A 15223-nucleotide genomic window follows, 5' to 3' on the forward strand; every position below is an offset into this window, starting at 1 on the left:
AATCTCCCGTCTCTTCATCGAAATATCAGGCCGCCACCGCGTGCCCGCGCTGCATCGCGAGGATGCGCGCCTCGACCTGATCGAGCGCGTCGAGCGCGGTGACGAGGTCGGCGTTGACCGACACCCCGAGTTCGCGGCTCAGCGCATCGCCGGTCCCGAGCATTTCGGCAAAGGTCGCGCGGTCGAAGGCCAGCAACGTCGCCTGCTCGCTCGTCCGCAGCAGCCGGTCGTGTGCCGTGCCCGAGAGCATCGGCGACAGACCGACAAGCTGGCCGGGACCGGTGACGGTCAGCTGATAGATACCCTCCCTGTGCGGCAGGCCGCTGCGCACCGCCCCGCGCACGACGAGCCACAGCCGGTCCGAAACCGCGCCGGGCGTCGCCAAATCTCTGTCCGCCGGCGCATCGACGCGCGTTCCGGCATCCCAGAAGGCGCGGCGCTGGCCCGGCGTCATCGCCGCGCAACAGGGGAGCTTGGCGAGAAAGGCCTCGGCCGCGAAATCCTCCTCGCTCACCGGCGGCAGCGCCCGCTGCGGGCGCGGCGTGAAGCTATCGGGGGTTTCGGACAGCATCGCGGCAATATCGCGCGTCTTGCCCGCAACCCGCGCCGCGACCAGCCGGCCAAGCGCGGTCTGCAATTGCAGCGAGGCGGGGCGAAGCTGCGACAACGCCGCGCGAAACTGATCGGCGGGCATATACCAGCTGCGCACCGGTCCGCGCGCGATGCCCATCGCCGATCGTTTGATATCGCGGCCGATCAGCGCCATGTCGCCGATGACCTCCCCCGGGCCGACCTGCGCAAGCAAGGCCAGTCCGCCTCCGGGCAGCCGCTTGCCGATATCGACCCGGCCCTCGTCGATCAGATACAGGCCCTCGGCGCGCTCGTTCTGGACGAGCAGCGCCTCGCCATCGGCGAAATGGCGCACCGTGAAGGCATCGGCGATTTCGGCACGCGCGGCGTCGTCGAGGTCCGCGAACAGCGGCACGTCCGCCAGCCGGCTGGCGGACAGCGCGTTCAAGCGAGCACCGCCCATGTCGGCGCATGGTCGCTCGCCTTCTCGCGCCCGCGGTGGTCCTTGTCGACTCCGGCGTCGACCAGCCGGTCGGCGAGCGCAGGACTGAGCAGCAGATGATCGATGCGAAAACCATGGTCGCGCTGCCAGCCGCCGGCCTGATAGTCCCAGAAGGTCCACACCCCGCCCGCCGGATGGCGGCTGCGGATCGCGTCGGTCCAGCCGTCACCGAGCAGGCGGAACCAGGCGTCGCGCGATTCGGGCTGCATCAGCGCGTCGGTCGACATCGCGCGCGGGTCCCACACATCGTCGTCGTGCGGGATGACATTATAGTCGCCAGTCAGGATCGTCGGGATCTCGGCGACGAGCAGCGCCTTCGCGCGCTCGCGCAGCCGCGCCATCCAACGCAATTTATAATCGAATTTCGGCCCCGGCTGCGGATTGCCGTTGGGCAGGTAGATCGACGCGACGCGCACGCCGTCGACATCGGCCTCCAGGTAACGCGACTGCTCGTCCTCGGCTTCGCCCGCCAGCCCGCGCTGCACCTCGACCGGCGTCGTGCCTTTGGCGAGGATCGCGACGCCGTTGAAGCCCTTTTGCCCGTGATAGAGGAAGCCGTAACCCGCGGCCTCAATCTCCTTGGTCGGCATCGTCTCGTCGCTCGACTTCAGTTCCTGCAGGCAGGCGATATCGGGCTGGGTTTCCTCCAGCCATTCGACGAGACGCGGCAGGCGCGCCTTGATTCCGTTGATGTTGAAGGTCGCGATTTTCATGCCGCACCTATGGCAGCAACGGGGTCGCGACGAAAGGCGTCAGATCGAGAAGCTCGACCCGCAGCCGCAGCCCGAGGCCGCGTTAGGATTTTCGACCTTGAACGACGACCCGCCGAGCGAATCGACAAAATCGACGATACAGCCGCGCACCAGGTCGATGCTGACGGGATCGACGACCAGCTTCACTCCGTCGGTCTCGGTGACGATATCCTCCGCATCGATGCCTTCGGCGAGCCCGAAACGATAGGTAAAGCCCGAACAGCCGCCGCCATCGACCGCGAGGCGCAGTGCAGCCTCTGCTTCACCCTTGCGGTTGGCGATCCAGCGGACGCGCGCCGCGGCGGCGGGGGACAGAGTGATATCGGAAAGCTGCGTGGCCATGGTGCCAAGATAGGGAGTGCGGGCACGAATGGAAGGGGTTGTGGTGACGATGGATCGCGGCGTTTTGTCGGCTTTGGTGTGAGTGGCGACCCTGAAGATCCTCCCCATCGCGAAGCGTTGGGGAGGGGGACCGCCGCGAAGCGGTGGTGGAGGGGTCGGTACGGTGCGTCATGGCGAGAGGTTTGAACCCCTCCGTCAGCCCTGCGGGCTGCCACCTCCCCATCGCTTCGCGTGGGGAGGATCTTGCGTCCAACCGAGGCATACCGCCCAAATGAAAAGGGCGCCCCGGCTTGGACCGGTGGGCGCCCCCTCCTCTCCGACCCTGAAAAGCTTTTTATTCGGGACCGCCCATCGCCAGCTTGTCGCCGGTGATCGCGGCGATCGCCATGCTGTCCTGGCGGCAGAAGGGCATCGGATTGACCGGCGCGCCTTCGATGCGAACTTCATAATGGAGGTGGTTGCCGGTCGAACGCCCGGTCGAACCGACGTAACCGACGACCTGCCCCTTCTTCACCTGTTGGCCCGGGGCCACGATGTAGGAGGACATATGGCCGTAGCGCGTCTGGATCGCGTTGCCATGCTCGATTTCGACATAATTGCCATAGCCGCCGAGGCGCTGGGCGCGACCGACGATGCCGTCGGCGGTCGCATAGATCGGGGTACCGTGCGGCGCGGGAATATCGACGCCATTGTGGCGCGCGACCTTGCCGGTGATCGGGTGGACGCGCATGCCGTAGGACGACGACAGCGACATATTCTCGATCGGCACCCGCGACGGGATTGCGACACCGATATTGGCGGTCAGGCCGGTGTCGAGGCGCTTCCACGCCTGGAAAATCGCGCGGGCTTCGGTATCTTCGCTGGTCTGCGGAACGCCGGCGGTGAAGCTGTCGTCATCGGGTTCGTCGGGAACGACAATGCCCGCATCGGCGCTGGTTTCGGCGGCCTGGACCGTCGGGGCCGTGAAGCCCATCAGCGCTGTGGCACAAAAAATCAGCCCAAAACGAAACTTTTGCGCCAGAAGAGTGTTTATCACTTAACGACCCCGCATCTGCCTTGTCGCCAACGGAAAAAATTTTCCGGTGGTGCCGGTTTAGTCTGCATTGGATGATTGATCATCCGCCCGCGAGCCTGTCTGCGGGGTCAATCCTTACGAAGCAACAACGGCGTAGTATTCTTGCGTTAAACCGGCGTCATGGCGCGCTGAGTCGTTGAACGGCGGCTTCAACCCTCCCCGAAATCGCGATTTTACGAGGCTTTGCCAGGTTAACGTCCGGGCGAATCCCTGTTCATCGCACGCCCAGTTGAACCAGTCTGTGCCCGCGCTCACATGGCGAATCTCGTCGCGATAGATGCGCCGCAGGATCGCCGCCGAAACCGTGTCGCCGGCGCCCTCGAACCGGGTGATCATCGCCGGCGTGACGTCGAGCCCGCGCGCTTCGAGCACCATGGGGACGATCGCCAGCCGCGCCAGCGCATCGTCGCTCGTTTCCTGCGCCGCCTCCCACAAACCCGCGTGCGCGGGCAGCGCGCCATAGTGGCTACCGAGCGTGCGCAGCCGCCGGTCGAGCAGCGCGAAATGCATCGCCTCGTCGGCCGCGACGCCGATCCAGTCGTCGACGAAGGCGCGCGGAAATTCTCCCCCAAAGCGTCCGACAAGGTCCACCGCAAGGTCGATCGCGACGAACTCGATATGCGCGAGCGCGTGGAGCATCGCGATGCGTCCGCGCTCGGAACCTCCCTTGCGGCGGCTCGGCATGCGGTTGGGCGGCAGCAGTTGGGGATATTCGGGCCAGGCTGGCTGATCGGGCATCGCGACGTCGCAGCGATGAGCCAGATCGCCGCGCCGCCATGCGCGCGCCAGTTCGCGCGCCGCGCGCCTTTTGGCGTGCGGATCGGCGGTCAGCAGCACCGCCCGCGCGGCTTCGCCCAAGGAGTTCATGGATTCCCTATCCCGTTAGCGTCGAGCGAAGTCGAGACGCCCCTCGGTCCAGCCCGGCGTCTCGACTGCGCTCGACGCGAACGGAAAAAGGGGCAGTAATCATCAAAGCGCCTTCGCCGCCTCCAGCACCGCTTCGGCATGGCCCTTCACGCGTACCTTGCGCCATTCGCGCGCGAGCTTGCCGTCGGCGCCGAACAGGAAGGTCGAGCGTTCGATCCCCATATAGCTACGGCCGTAATTCTGCTTTTCGACCCAGGTGCCGAACGCCTCGCACAGCGCGCCATCCTCGTCGGACGCGAGACGGACGGTCAGCCCATATTTGTCGCGAAACTTGCACAGTTTTGCCGGCGCATCGCGCGACACCGCCAGCACCTGCGCGCCGAGCTTCGCGAAGTCATCGGCAAGCCGCGTGAAATCCTGCGCTTCGACGGTGCAACCCGGCGTGTCGGCCTTGGGGTAGAAATAGACGACCAGCGGCGCGCCCGTCAGGCCCGCAAGGTCGATCGCCGCGCCGTCGGCGTCGAGCAGCTTCATTGCGGGAACAGCATCGCCGATGGTGAGGGTCATGGCATTTTCTCCTGTGGGTCGGGGCGAATCGACGCCCACCAATTTGTAATATCCTGCCGCGCCGCGTCATGCGCAGCAAGCAGCTGCGGCCAGCCCGGCTCGCCGCATTGGCTCGCCACCAGTTGTCGCGCCGCGGCGGTCGCGGGTTCACCTTCGGGTGCGGTCAGGCGCAGCATCACGAGCATCCGCGCGAGCAGCGCATGCGCCTCGCACACTTCGGGCGGTGCGAGGCCCTTGCCCTTCAGGCACGCGAGCGCCGCCGCGATATTGGGGTCATGGCATTCGCCGCTGGCGAGCTGGGTCACCTGCATCGCGAATTCGAGGTCGACCAGCCCGCCCGGCCCGCCCTTGATGTCGAGCGCGCCCTTCGGCGGCTTGTGTGCCGCCATCTTGTCGCGCATCTCGGCGGCGTCCTGCGTCAGTTTCCCTGCATCGCGCGGCGCCGTGAGCAGCGTGTCGATGACGCACTGCACCTCGGCCTTCGCACCGTCCGATCCATAGACGGGCCGCGCGCGGAGCAGCGCCATATGCTCCCACGTCCAGGCCTCCTCGCGCTGATAGCGTTCAAAGCTGTCGAGCGTGACGACCAGCGGCCCCTGCGCACCCTGTGGCCGCAGCCTGGTATCGACGTCATAGAGCTTGCCCGCCGCGGTCGGCACCGACATCGCCGCGGTCACCCGCTGCGCGAGGCGGTTGTAATAGGTCGTCGCGCCGAGCGGCCGCCGCCCGTCGGATTCGGCCAGATGATCGCCGGTGAACAGATAGATCAGATCGAGGTCCGACGCGTGCGTCAGCGCCCGTCCACCGAGCCGCCCCAGCGCGAGGACCACCAATTCGCTGTCGGCGATCCGCCCATGCGCCTCGACGAATTCGGCGACCGTCGCATCGGCGAGCACCTGCAGCGCCGCCTCGGCAAGCTCGGCATAGCCGCGCGCAATGACCATCGGGTCGCTCGCGCCCGCGATCAGTTGCACGCCATACGCGAAGCGCCGCTCGCCGACCCGGTCGCGCACGCGGTCGAGCAGGCGTTCGTAATCGAGCCCCGCCAGCCCCGGTGCCCACTCCGCTCGCAATTGCGCCTTGTCGGCGGGCGCATCGAACGCGCGTTTGTCGATCAGCCCTTCGATCAGCTCGACCCGCACGCCCAGCGCCTCGGCAAGCGTCGGTGCCAGCGTCAGCACGCGCACCGCGACCTTGGCGAGTTCGGGCTGCGCCGCGAGCAGATGGAAAAAATTGATCGCGCTCGGCAACCCCGACACCAGCTTGTCGAAACGGGTCAGCGCCGCTTCGGGATCGGGAGCGGCGCCCAGCGCCTTGACCAGTTCGGGCAGCACCGTCTCGAGCGCGTCCTGCGCCGCGGGGGTGCGCAGCGCGCGCAGCTTGCCCCCTCGCCATTCGGCGATCGCGCGCAATGCCGGCTCGGGCGGCTCGAACCCGGCGGCCATCAGCGCCCCGGCGAGTTCGCCCTCGTCGCGCGGCAGCCCGCTGGTCGCCGCCCGTTCGAGGACGAGCCGGTCGTAACAGGCGGCGACCTCGGCGGTGACGGGCTGGAGCATCGCGAGCAGCGCCGCGCCGTCGGCATGCCCGTCGAGCCGCGCCACCGCATCCAGCGCGTCGGGCTGCAGCGGCAGGCCATGCGTCTGCTGGTCCTCGATCATCTGCAACCGATGTTCGATCCGCCGCAAAATAGCGTAGCAACTGGTCAGCCGCTCCGCGACACCCCCCTCGATCCGCCCCGCCTTCGCCAGTGCCGCAAGCGCGTCGACCGTCGCCGGCACGCGCAGCGACGGGTCGCGCCCGCCATAGATCAGCTGGTGGACCTGCGCGAAAAACTCGATCTCGCGGATGCCGCCGCGCCCACGCTTGAGGTCGTAGCCCGGCCCAAAGGCCTGCCCCTGCGCGAAATGGTCGCGAATGCGGTCGCTCATCGCGCCGATTTCCTTGAGCTGGCGGAAATCGAGGCTGCGGCGCCAGATGAAGGGCTGGATCGCGGAGAGGAACTCGCCGCCAAGCGCACGGTCGCCAGCCGATGCGCGCGACCGGATGAACGCCGCCTGCTCCCACGCCAGCGCCTCGGATTCATAATAGGATATCGCGGCATCGACCGGCAGCACGATCGGCGTCACCTCCGGGTGTGGGCGCAGCCGAAGGTCGACGCGCAGCACATGCCCGTTCGCCGTACGCGCCGACAATATTTCGGTCATCCGCCGCGCGATCCGCACCGCCGCCTCGGTCGGGTCGTCGCGTTGGCGACGCGGCATCGTCTCCGGATCGAAGATCAGGATCGGGTCGATGTCCGAAGAGTAATTGAGTTCGTGGCTGCCGAGCTTGCCGAGCGCGATCACCGACAACCCGCGCGGCTCTTCGCCGGGCACGCGCTCGGCAAAGGCAGCAGCAAGCGCGGCATCGCAGGCGGCGTCGGCAAACGCCGACAGGTGCCGCGTCGTCGTCGCGACATCATGCTCGCCCGACAGATCACCGAGCGCAAGCAACAAGGCGATGCGCCCGCGCCACTGGCGCAGGCTCACCATGATATCGTCATCCATCGGCGGCGCGGCGACCGCCGCCAGCGCGGCGTCGGTGCCGTCGGTCAGGAAGCGCGTCACATCATCGGGCTGCAACTCGGCCAGCCGCGCGAGAAAGGGCGCATTGGCAGTCAGGCGATCGAGCGCCGATTGGCGTTGGGAAGTCATCGCCCCGCCCTATCACCTGCTCCGGCCAAGCTCGCAACCCATAGCGCGCAATAGCGAAGGGATGACCTCAGGCCGGAACCGTGCTCTCGTCGAAGAACAGCACCTGCGAGATCGCGGCGCGCAGCGTCGCGGGCTGATACGGCTTGGTGAGCAGGAAGGCCGGCTCGGGCCGGTCGCCAGTGAGCAGCCGTTCGGGAAAGGCGGTGATGAAGATGACCGGTACCTTCAGCCCGGTCAGGATTTCCTGCACCGCCTCGATCCCCGAGCTGTTGTCGGCAAGCTGGATGTCGGCGAGGACGAGGCTCGGTGTGTGCGCTTGCGCCTCGGCGACCGCCTCACTGTGCGTGGTTGCGACCGCGACGACGTCATGCCCCAGGTCGCGAACGATCATTTCGATGTCCATCGCGATGATCGGCTCGTCCTCGATGATCAGGATGCGCGCACGCGTCTGGCGGTCGATCTCGGCCATCGCCTCGTCGATCAGGCCGCGCACCGTCGCGGCGTCGCGGCCGATGATGCGTCCGGCCTCCTCTTCGCTGAAGCCTTCGACCGCCGTCAGCAGCAGGGCCTGGCGCGCGAGCGAGGGAATGCGGCGCAGCCGCGCGTCGGCGATCGCGATGTCGGCGGCGGCGGGTTCGTCCGATTGCCCCTGTTGCTCGCTGGCGAGCCCGAAATTGTCATGCACCATGCGATAGAGCTGGATGCGCAGGTCGGCGCGCGTATCGACCGCCGCCGGGTTTGCGACCAAAGTCTGCAACAAGCCCGCGACCAAAGCATCGCCGCTCCGCTGGCTTCCCGAAATCGCACGGCCGTAGCGGCGCAGATAGGGAAGATGCGGCGCGATCGCCTGACCCAATGACATAGTTTACCTCCTGATACAGGTCCATGCCTGCCTCGAAACCCGCCGGAATCGGACGATGCTCCGCCCGCGCCCGATATTATTGCGCCGACGTGGAACGATCTAACGGCAAATTGGTTTCATGGGGAAGAAGAAACGCGCCATTGCTCTTTGTTGAAGGCGCGGTTAGCTACAGGCCCCATGTCCATTGGATATCATGATAATGCCGTCTGAATCCGGGTCCCCTTCACAGAAGCGAACCGGAAAAGACGGTGACAAGAAAATGACCAGAAAGGCGCAGGACGTGAACATCGCCCTGCGTCGCGCCTATGAGTCTGCGGTCGACGAGACGATCCCCGATTCGATGATGGACCTGCTCAACAAGCTCAACTGAGTCGCGTCACCCGGCCTTGCCACGCTGATACCGACTCTCGAAATCCGACTGGAAAGCCGCGAAGCGCCCCTCGGTGATCGCATCGTGCATCCCCTGCATCAGATCCTGATAGAAATGCAGGTTGTGCTGCGTCATCAACATCGCGCCAAGCATCTCGCCCGCGCGGACGAGATGGTGGAGATAGGCGCGCGTCCAGGTCGAGCATACCGGGCAGCCGCAGGCCTCGTCCAGCGGCGCCTGATCCTCGGCATGCTTTGCATTGCGGATATTGACCGGACCGCTCCAGGTGAAGGCCTGCCCGTTACGCCCCGAACGCGTCGGCAGCACGCAGTCGAACATGTCCACACCGCGCGCGACCGCACCGACCAGATCGTCCGGCTTGCCGACCCCCATCAGGTAGCGCGGCCGGTCGGCGGGCAGTTGGCTCGGCGCATAGTCGAGCACGCCAAACATCGCCTCCTGACCCTCACCCACCGCGAGGCCGCCGATCGCATAGCCATCGAAGCCGATGTCGGTCAGCGCCGCCGCCGAGCGTGCGCGGAGCGTCTCGTCGAGCGAGCCCTGCTGGATTCCGAACAGCGCCGAACGCGCCGCATGTTCCTCGCCGGCGTCGAAGCCCGCGCGGCTGCGCGCGGCCCAACGCATCGATCGTTCCATGCTCGCCTCGGCGCGCCTGGCATCGACGCCATTCGGCGGGCATTCGTCGAACGCCATCACGATGTCGCTGCCGAGCAGCCGCTGGATCTCCATCGAGCGTTCGGGCGTTAGCATGTGACGCGATCCGTCGAGATGGCTCTGGAACGCCACGCCTTCCTCGCTCTGCTTGGTCAGCGCCGACAGGCTCATCACCTGATAACCGCCGCTGTCGGTCAGGATCGGCCGGTCCCACCCCATGAATTTGTGCAAGCCACCCAACCGCGCCATGCGCTCGGCGCCGGGGCGCAGCATCAAATGATAGGTGTTGCCCAAGATGATGTCGGCGCCGGTCGCGCGAACGTCCGCAGGGCGCATCGCCTTCACCGTCGCGGCGGTGCCGACGGGCATGAAGGCCGGGGTGCGGATGTCGCCGCGCTGCATCGCGATGACGCCGGTTCGCGCTGCGCCATCGGTCGCGGCGACCGAAAAGGTGAATCTTGTGGTCATGGCGCGCGCCTATGGCGGGCGGGCGCGCGAAAGTCGAGCGCCGCGCCTATTCGCGCTCGTCCTCGCTCGATGGCTCATCGGCAGCCGCCTTCGCCTTTTCCTTCGGCTTTTCCTTCGCGAAGATTTCCGCCAGTTCCTTCTTCCGCGCCGCGGTCAGCCCCTCTTCGGCGGCGGGAAACATCTCTTCCTCTTCCTCGTCGATATGGTGGAGATAGCGATGCTTCATCGTCCGGAATCGCGTCAGCCAGCCGGTCGAGGCAAAGTCCATCTCATAGAGTTCGGTGAGCATCTCGTCGATTTCCTTATGCTCACTCGCACTGTGCTGGGCGTCCTCGCGCAGGTCGGGCTGGCCCATCATCGTCGCATAAAGCGAGAGTTCCTCGGACGCCGCGTGCGCGGTCACCTCGACGCGGAACGCCTCGAACAATTGCTCGCGCTCGGGACTGTCGCCATGGGTGTCGTCGATCCGGTCGAGCAGGTCGCGATGCCGGTCGTGATCGGCCTTGAGTCGCGCGAATATCTTTGCTTCCGCCATGATCGTCTCCGTTCGCTGATCCCTCGAACGGATAACGGCTTATGACGGCAGCGGTTCCGCTGCGGCGAAGTCAGGGTCCCTTGGGGGCTTCGGTCGGCGCCTCGGCAGGCTGCGTCGGCAAAGGCCGCACCGGTTCGACATAATCCGAATAGAGCGCGGTCGCCTTGGCCGCGACGCGGTCGAGCACCTCGGTCTTCTGGTCCGCAAGCATCCGATCGGTGATCGCCCTCCCCGATTCGTCGCCGAGTGCAGCCGCGACCGAGAACCACGCGGCGGCGGTTTCCTTGTCGGCCGCCACGCCCTGCCCTTCGAGATAGAGGATGCCGATGCCGTAAAAGGCGTGCGGCTCGCGCTTTCTTGCCGCCGCCTGATAATAGTCCATCGCCTTGGCGAAATCGACCGGCGTGCCGCGACCATTGGCGTGCATCACGGCCAAGCTGACCTGCGCCGCCAGATTATCCTGCGCCGCCGCCTTCTTCAGCCAGCCGAACGCAGCCTTCGGATCCTCGGTCACACCCTCGCCGGTGTCGTACATCACGCCGAGGCGCCACTGGCACTGGCTAAGCCCCTTGTCGGCGCATTTGCGGTACAGCCCCGCTGCCTTCGCCTTGTCGGCAGTGATATTCTCACCATTGTCATAGAACCAGCCGAGCGCGAACTGCCCCTCGGGGTCACCCTCGCCCGCCTTTTCCTGCGCGAGCGCAAAAGCCTCGATCGGCTTGCCCGCCTCGATCAAGTCGGCGACCTGCTCGCCGGTCGATGCGGCGGTGAGCGCAACCCACGCCAATCCGACGATCGCGACGCGCTTGATATGATGTGCTGTGCTGAACATGGGTGCCTTTTGGCAAAGACGCAGCGTCGGCGCCAGCGCTACCTGCGCGACCGTGTCAGTTGCCCGTCCAGTCCGTCGTCGTGGTAAACGACGGCAGCGCCAGCGAGGTCGCGGTCTGTTGCGTGGCGGCGGCGATGAGATAGGGCGACACACGGTGCCGGGTGCACAGCCCGCCATTGCCGTCGCTGACCATCGACTGTTCGAATTCGATGCCCTGCTGGTGCTTCTTGGTCCGGCGGACGGTTGCGGTGGCAAGTTGGCCTTCGCCGAAGTCGATCACGAATTGGGTGCCGATCGGCACGTCCATGATCCCTTCGATAAAGGCGCCGGTCGCCGACAGGTTACGCATCACGACGGTATAGCGGTAATTGTCGTGGATCGCACCGACATTGCGGAACATCTGGAAACGATCGTTGCGCTGACGCGCCGGACCCGCTGGCTTGATCGTCCAGTTTCCCGATTCGGCATGGCCGAGCAGTTCGTCGTTCGACACCGACTTGCTGTACACATAGCCTTGCACATGGCTGACGTTGAGTTTGCGGATCAGGTCGAGCTGGTCGAGCGATTCGATACCCTCGGCGGTCGTTTCCATTTCGAGCGCCTCGGCGAGCGCGACGATCGCCGCGATGATCGCGCCGTTGCGCGAACCCGGTTGGGTCGCACCGCGTACGAAGCTCTGGTCGATCTTGATCTTGTCGAACGGCGCCGACTGCAGATAGCCGAGCGACGAATAGCCGGTGCCGAAATCGTCGAGCGCGAGGCGGACGCCGATCGCCTTCAGCGCCTTGAACATTTGGCTGGTTTCGGCCGAATCGCCGAGAAAGACGCTTTCGGTGATTTCGAGTTCGAGCTGTTCAGGCGGCAGGCCACTGGCGGCGAGCGCATGGGTGACGATTTTCGGCAATTCGGCGTTGGCGAACTGGATCGGCGAGACATTGACCGCGACGCGCATCTCGCCCGGCCAGCGCGACGCGTCGTCGCACGCCTTGCGCAGCACCCATTCGCCGAGCGTCCAGATGAGGTTGGCTTCCTCGGCGATCGGGATGAACAGCGCCGGCGAGATCGGTCCGCGCTCGGGATGCGTCCAGCGGATCAGCGCCTCCATGCCGGTGACGGTATCGGTCTTCGCGTTGACGATCGGCTGGTAAGAAAGCTCCATCTCGCCGCGTGCAAGCGCATCACGCAAATCTTCCTCAAGCGCGCGGCGATCTTCCGCCGACTGGTGCAGGTCGCTCGAATAGAAGCTGAACCGGCCGCGCCCATTGCCCTTGGCCGCATAGAGCGCGAGGTCGGCGTTGCGAACGAGATTGTCGCTGTTGTCGCCGTCGAACGGGCTGATCGCAACGCCAATCGAGGCGCCGATGATGCAGCGGCTACCCTCGACCGAATAGGGCTGCGACAGGCTGTTGATGATGTCCGACGCCATGTCGCCCAATTTGCCGCGATCCTCGACGTCGGGCAGGATGATCTGGAATTCGTCGCCGCCCAGGCGGCTGACCATTTCCTTGTCTCCCACGATCTTGAGCAGCCGTTCGGCGACCTGCTTGAGCAGCGCGTCGCCGGCGGGGTGGCCCAGCGTGTCGTTGACCTGTTTGAAGCGGTCGAGGTCGAGCAGCATGATCGCGCACGATCGCTGTTGCTGGGTGAAGGCGGCGAGCGTCGTATCGAGCTTTTTCGAGATGTTGAAGCGATTGGCGAGCCCGGTCAGCGAATCATACATCGCGAGCCGCGACGCATCCTCGGCCGACCGGCGCTGCTCGGTGATGTCGATGCCGCTGCCGCGATAGCCGGTGAAGCGGCCGCCGCCGTCGAAGTGCGGGCGTCCCGACACCGCCCACCAACGCTGGTCGCCCTCGAACGCACCGCGCAGCGGCAATTCGTCGAATTTCGATTGTTTGGTGAGCAGGAAGGGCAGAGTGCGCTGCCGCTCGCCATGGCTGTCGACCGGCAGGAACAGGTCGGAAAAAGTGGCGCCGAGCATCGCGGCGGCGGTCCGCCCCATCTGCTGCGCGACATGATGGGTGATATACGTCAGCCGACCGTCGGCATCGGTCGACCAGAACCAGCCCTGGCCGCTTTCCTCGTAATTCTGAAGGAGGAGCAACGCTTCCTTGGTGTGGATGCTGGGAACGACTTCAGGGCGCGGCGTCGCCGCGCGCGCGCTGAACTTGCCCAAAAACCCTCGCCCACCGCCGTCTGGCACTCTCTATTTCCCCCGGTCGTCCGGGCGCAGCACCGGCTTACCCATGTCGCATCATCGTGCTGGTCCCCACCAATTGAGACCATTTGCCTGAAATCCCTTGCGAATCAGTAAATGACGGGGAGTCAGATCAGGGGAGCAGCAGACTCGCGTCGCCATAGCTGTAGAAGCGATAGTCATACGCGATGGCGTGGGCATAGGCCGCCTGCATCGCGTCGAGCCCCATCAGCGCGCTAACCAGCATGAACAGGGTCGATTTGGGAAGGTGGAAATTGGTCATCAACCCGTCGATGGCGCGGAAGCGATAGCCCGGGGTGATGAAGATCGCGGTGTCGCCCGCAAAGGGCGCGATGATACCATCCTCGCGCGCCGCGCTTTCCAGCAGGCGCAGGCTGGTCGTGCCCACCGCGATGACGCGTCCCCCCGCCGCGCGCACCGCGTTCAGCCGCCCGGCGGTGTCGGCATCGATGCGGCCCCATTCGGCATGCATGACATGATCGTCGGTATCGTCGGCCTTAACCGGCAGGAAGGTTCCCGCTCCCACGTGGAGCGTGAGCGTTTCGCTTTTTACCCCGGCTTCGGCGAGCGATTCCAGCAGTTCGGGCGTAAAATGCAGCGCTGCGGTCGGTGCCGCCACCGCCCCGTCTTCCTTCGCAAACATCGTCTGGTAATCGCTGCGGTCGGCCTCGTCGGTCCCGCGCTTGCCCGCGATATAGGGCGGCAGCGGCATCGTGCCGGCGCGTTCGAGCAGGATTTCGACGGGCTCGTCGCCGGCAAAGGCGAGGATGAAGCTGCCGTCGGCGAGCCGGTCCTCGGCAACCGCTGCGACGCCAGAACCGAAATCGACGCGTTCTCCAACACGAAGCCGCTTGCCATTGCGGATGAAGGCCTGCCAGCGGCGGAGGTCGATGCGCTTGTGCAGCGTCGCGCCGATTTTCGCTTCGCCGCGTTTCCCTTCGAGCTGCGCCGGGATGACCCGCGTGTCGTTGAAAACGAGGCAGTCGCCCGCACGAAGCAGCGCCGGCAGGTCGCGCACGCCCCGGTCGGACATTGCCTGTCCCTCGACCACGAGCATCCGCGCCGCGTCGCGCGGACGCGCCGGGCGGAGCGCGATACGCTCGGCAGGGAGGTCGAAATCGAAGGCGTCGACGCGCATCGCGCGCCTCTCCTTACCGGATCGGTGCGTTGAGCTGGTCGGCGGTGATCGGCGCCGCGGCGGGCGCAGACACCGTGTCTGTCAGCATCGACGCCGGCGGCATCGGCTTGTTGTCGGCGGCGACCGACACCTGGACCATTCGCGACATCACTTCAGGCGGTTCGCCTTTGTGGATCGCATCGACATATTGCATGCCCGAAATCACGCGGCCGAAGGCGGTGTAGCGGCGATCGAGGCTGAAGCGCGGCTGGAGCATGATGAAGAACTGGCTGTTCGCGCTGTCCTCACTCTCGGCGCGTGCCATCGACAGCGTTCCGCGCAGATGCGGCGTCGGGTTGAATTCGGCCTTGAGATCGGGGAGCTGCGAGCCGCCCTGCCCGGTCGCGGTCGGATCGCCCGTCTGCGCCATGAAGCCGTCGATCACGCGGTGGAATTTCACCCCGTCATAGAATCCCGCACGCGCAAGCTGCTTCACACGTTCGACATGGTTGGGGGCAACGTTCGGATAGAGCTGCGCGACGATCCGCCCACCGGTCGAAAGGTCGATGTTGAGCATATATTCGGGGTTGTTGATATATTGGTCGGGCGTCATCGCCGGCACCGCCGGGGCGACCGTGGTTTCGCCCGTGGCCGGTGCCGTCGCGGGCGCCTCCGCCGGGGGCGTTTCCTGCGCCGCGAGCGGAGCCGCAAGGCCGAGCGCTATCGCCGTCAGGATCAGGGGGCGGAAGGTGAATGTCATGCTGGATCGGCCTTTGTG

General features: G+C 65.9%; 15 protein-coding genes. 1 reads left to right on the plus strand and 14 read right to left on the minus strand.

All coding sequences use genetic code 11. The features are described from left to right. Positions 1-25 precede the first annotated feature (25 nt). From EEB18_RS06410 to EEB18_RS06445, 8 genes are all read right to left on the minus strand, one after another. Positions 26-1018 carry a cyclic nucleotide-binding domain-containing protein gene (locus tag EEB18_RS06410; RefSeq protein ID WP_187142020.1) on the minus strand — a complete coding sequence of 331 codons (993 nt, stop codon included), beginning with the start codon at positions 1016-1018 and terminating at the stop codon, positions 26-28. Continuing rightward, positions 1015-1785 carry an exodeoxyribonuclease III gene (gene xth, locus EEB18_RS06415; RefSeq protein WP_187142019.1) on the minus strand — a complete coding sequence of 257 codons (771 nt, stop codon included), beginning with the start codon at positions 1783-1785 and terminating at the stop codon, positions 1015-1017. Before xth ends, EEB18_RS06410 begins: the two co-directional genes overlap by 4 nt. Positions 1786-1824: 39 nt before the next feature. Then, positions 1825-2166, minus strand: a complete 342-nt coding sequence (erpA, locus tag EEB18_RS06420; protein ID WP_056343477.1) for an iron-sulfur cluster insertion protein ErpA — start codon at positions 2164-2166, stop codon at positions 1825-1827. 334 nt (positions 2167-2500) lie between these two features. Then, positions 2501-3139, minus strand: a complete 639-nt coding sequence (locus EEB18_RS06425) for a M23 family metallopeptidase (RefSeq protein ID WP_187142018.1) — start codon at positions 3137-3139, stop codon at positions 2501-2503. A gap of 177 nt (positions 3140-3316) precedes the next feature. Further along, on the minus strand, positions 3317-4108 hold the full coding sequence (locus EEB18_RS06430; RefSeq protein ID WP_187142017.1) for a ferritin-like domain-containing protein: 792 nt from the start codon (positions 4106-4108) through the stop codon (positions 3317-3319). A gap of 102 nt (positions 4109-4210) precedes the next feature. Beyond that, positions 4211-4675 carry a peroxiredoxin gene (locus tag EEB18_RS06435; RefSeq protein ID WP_187142016.1) on the minus strand — a complete coding sequence of 155 codons (465 nt, stop codon included), beginning with the start codon at positions 4673-4675 and terminating at the stop codon, positions 4211-4213. Beyond that, positions 4672-7368 carry a bifunctional [glutamine synthetase] adenylyltransferase/[glutamine synthetase]-adenylyl-L-tyrosine phosphorylase gene (locus EEB18_RS06440; RefSeq protein ID WP_187669088.1) on the minus strand — a complete coding sequence of 899 codons (2697 nt, stop codon included), beginning with the start codon at positions 7366-7368 and terminating at the stop codon, positions 4672-4674. The genes EEB18_RS06435 and EEB18_RS06440 overlap by 4 nt, the downstream gene beginning before the upstream one ends. A 67-nt stretch (positions 7369-7435) precedes the next feature. Beyond that, positions 7436-8230, minus strand: a complete 795-nt coding sequence (locus EEB18_RS06445) for a response regulator (RefSeq protein WP_187141045.1) — start codon at positions 8228-8230, stop codon at positions 7436-7438. A 259-nt stretch (positions 8231-8489) separates the two neighbouring features. On the opposite strand from EEB18_RS06445, the gene EEB18_RS06450 reads away from it, so the two are divergent. Beyond that, positions 8490-8600 carry a NepR family anti-sigma factor gene (locus EEB18_RS06450; protein WP_162248534.1) on the plus strand — a complete coding sequence of 37 codons (111 nt, stop codon included), beginning with the start codon at positions 8490-8492 and terminating at the stop codon, positions 8598-8600. A gap of 6 nt (positions 8601-8606) precedes the next feature. Here the strand turns inward: EEB18_RS06450 and tgt are convergent, their stop codons facing one another. From tgt to EEB18_RS06480, 6 genes are all read right to left on the minus strand, one after another. Then, positions 8607-9743 carry a tRNA guanosine(34) transglycosylase Tgt gene (tgt, locus tag EEB18_RS06455; RefSeq protein WP_187141046.1) on the minus strand — a complete coding sequence of 379 codons (1137 nt, stop codon included), beginning with the start codon at positions 9741-9743 and terminating at the stop codon, positions 8607-8609. A gap of 46 nt (positions 9744-9789) precedes the next feature. After that, complete coding sequence (locus tag EEB18_RS06460) at positions 9790-10278, minus strand: hemerythrin domain-containing protein (RefSeq protein WP_056343494.1); 489 nt, start codon at positions 10276-10278, stop codon at positions 9790-9792. A gap of 70 nt (positions 10279-10348) precedes the next feature. After that, positions 10349-11110, minus strand: a complete 762-nt coding sequence (locus EEB18_RS06465; protein ID WP_187141047.1) for a tetratricopeptide repeat protein — start codon at positions 11108-11110, stop codon at positions 10349-10351. A 55-nt stretch (positions 11111-11165) separates the two neighbouring features. After that, positions 11166-13286, minus strand: coding sequence for an EAL domain-containing protein (locus EEB18_RS06470; protein ID WP_262408147.1), 2121 nt, complete (start codon positions 13284-13286; stop codon positions 11166-11168). Between the two features lie 154 nt (positions 13287-13440). Beyond that, positions 13441-14466 (minus strand): tRNA preQ1(34) S-adenosylmethionine ribosyltransferase-isomerase QueA, encoded by a 1026-nt coding sequence (gene queA / locus EEB18_RS06475; protein WP_056343504.1) that lies wholly within the window; start codon positions 14464-14466, stop codon positions 13441-13443. Positions 14467-14479: 13 nt separating this feature from the next. After that, entirely contained in the window at positions 14480-15205 is a 726-nt protein-coding gene (locus tag EEB18_RS06480; protein WP_187141049.1) for a peptidylprolyl isomerase, read from the minus strand. Positions 15206-15223 lie beyond the last annotated feature (18 nt).

Origin of the sequence: Sphingopyxis sp. OPL5 (assembly GCF_003797775.2) — a bacterium.
Classification (GTDB): Bacteria; Pseudomonadota; Alphaproteobacteria; order Sphingomonadales; family Sphingomonadaceae; genus Sphingopyxis.

Excerpts from the sequence above, each read along its gene's own strand:
- EEB18_RS06460 (WP_056343494.1), bottom strand. The coding sequence starts at position 10,278 with ATGGCGGAAGCAAAGATATTCGCGCGACTCAAGGCCGATCACGACCGG.
- EEB18_RS06435 (WP_187142016.1), bottom strand. The coding sequence starts at position 4,675 with ATGACCCTCACCATCGGCGATGCTGTTCCCGCAATGAAGCTGCTCGAC.
- EEB18_RS06445 (WP_187141045.1), bottom strand. The coding sequence starts at position 8,230 with ATGTCATTGGGTCAGGCGATCGCGCCGCATCTTCCCTATCTGCGCCGC.
- EEB18_RS06425 (WP_187142018.1), bottom strand. The coding sequence starts at position 3,139 with ATGGGCTTCACGGCCCCGACGGTCCAGGCCGCCGAAACCAGCGCCGAT.
- EEB18_RS06430 (WP_187142017.1), bottom strand. The coding sequence starts at position 4,108 with ATGAACTCCTTGGGCGAAGCCGCGCGGGCGGTGCTGCTGACCGCCGAT.
- xth (WP_187142019.1), bottom strand. The coding sequence starts at position 1,785 with ATGAAAATCGCGACCTTCAACATCAACGGAATCAAGGCGCGCCTGCCG.
- EEB18_RS06450 (WP_162248534.1), top strand. The coding sequence starts at position 8,490 with ATGACCAGAAAGGCGCAGGACGTGAACATCGCCCTGCGTCGCGCCTAT.
- EEB18_RS06440 (WP_187669088.1), bottom strand. The coding sequence starts at position 7,368 with ATGACTTCCCAACGCCAATCGGCGCTCGATCGCCTGACTGCCAATGCG.
- EEB18_RS06465 (WP_187141047.1), bottom strand. The coding sequence starts at position 11,110 with ATGTTCAGCACAGCACATCATATCAAGCGCGTCGCGATCGTCGGATTG.
- erpA (WP_056343477.1), bottom strand. The coding sequence starts at position 2,166 with ATGGCCACGCAGCTTTCCGATATCACTCTGTCCCCCGCCGCCGCGGCG.
- tgt (WP_187141046.1), bottom strand. The coding sequence starts at position 9,743 with ATGACCACAAGATTCACCTTTTCGGTCGCCGCGACCGATGGCGCAGCG.
- queA (WP_056343504.1), bottom strand. The coding sequence starts at position 14,466 with ATGCGCGTCGACGCCTTCGATTTCGACCTCCCTGCCGAGCGTATCGCG.
- EEB18_RS06480 (WP_187141049.1), bottom strand. The coding sequence starts at position 15,205 with ATGACATTCACCTTCCGCCCCCTGATCCTGACGGCGATAGCGCTCGGC.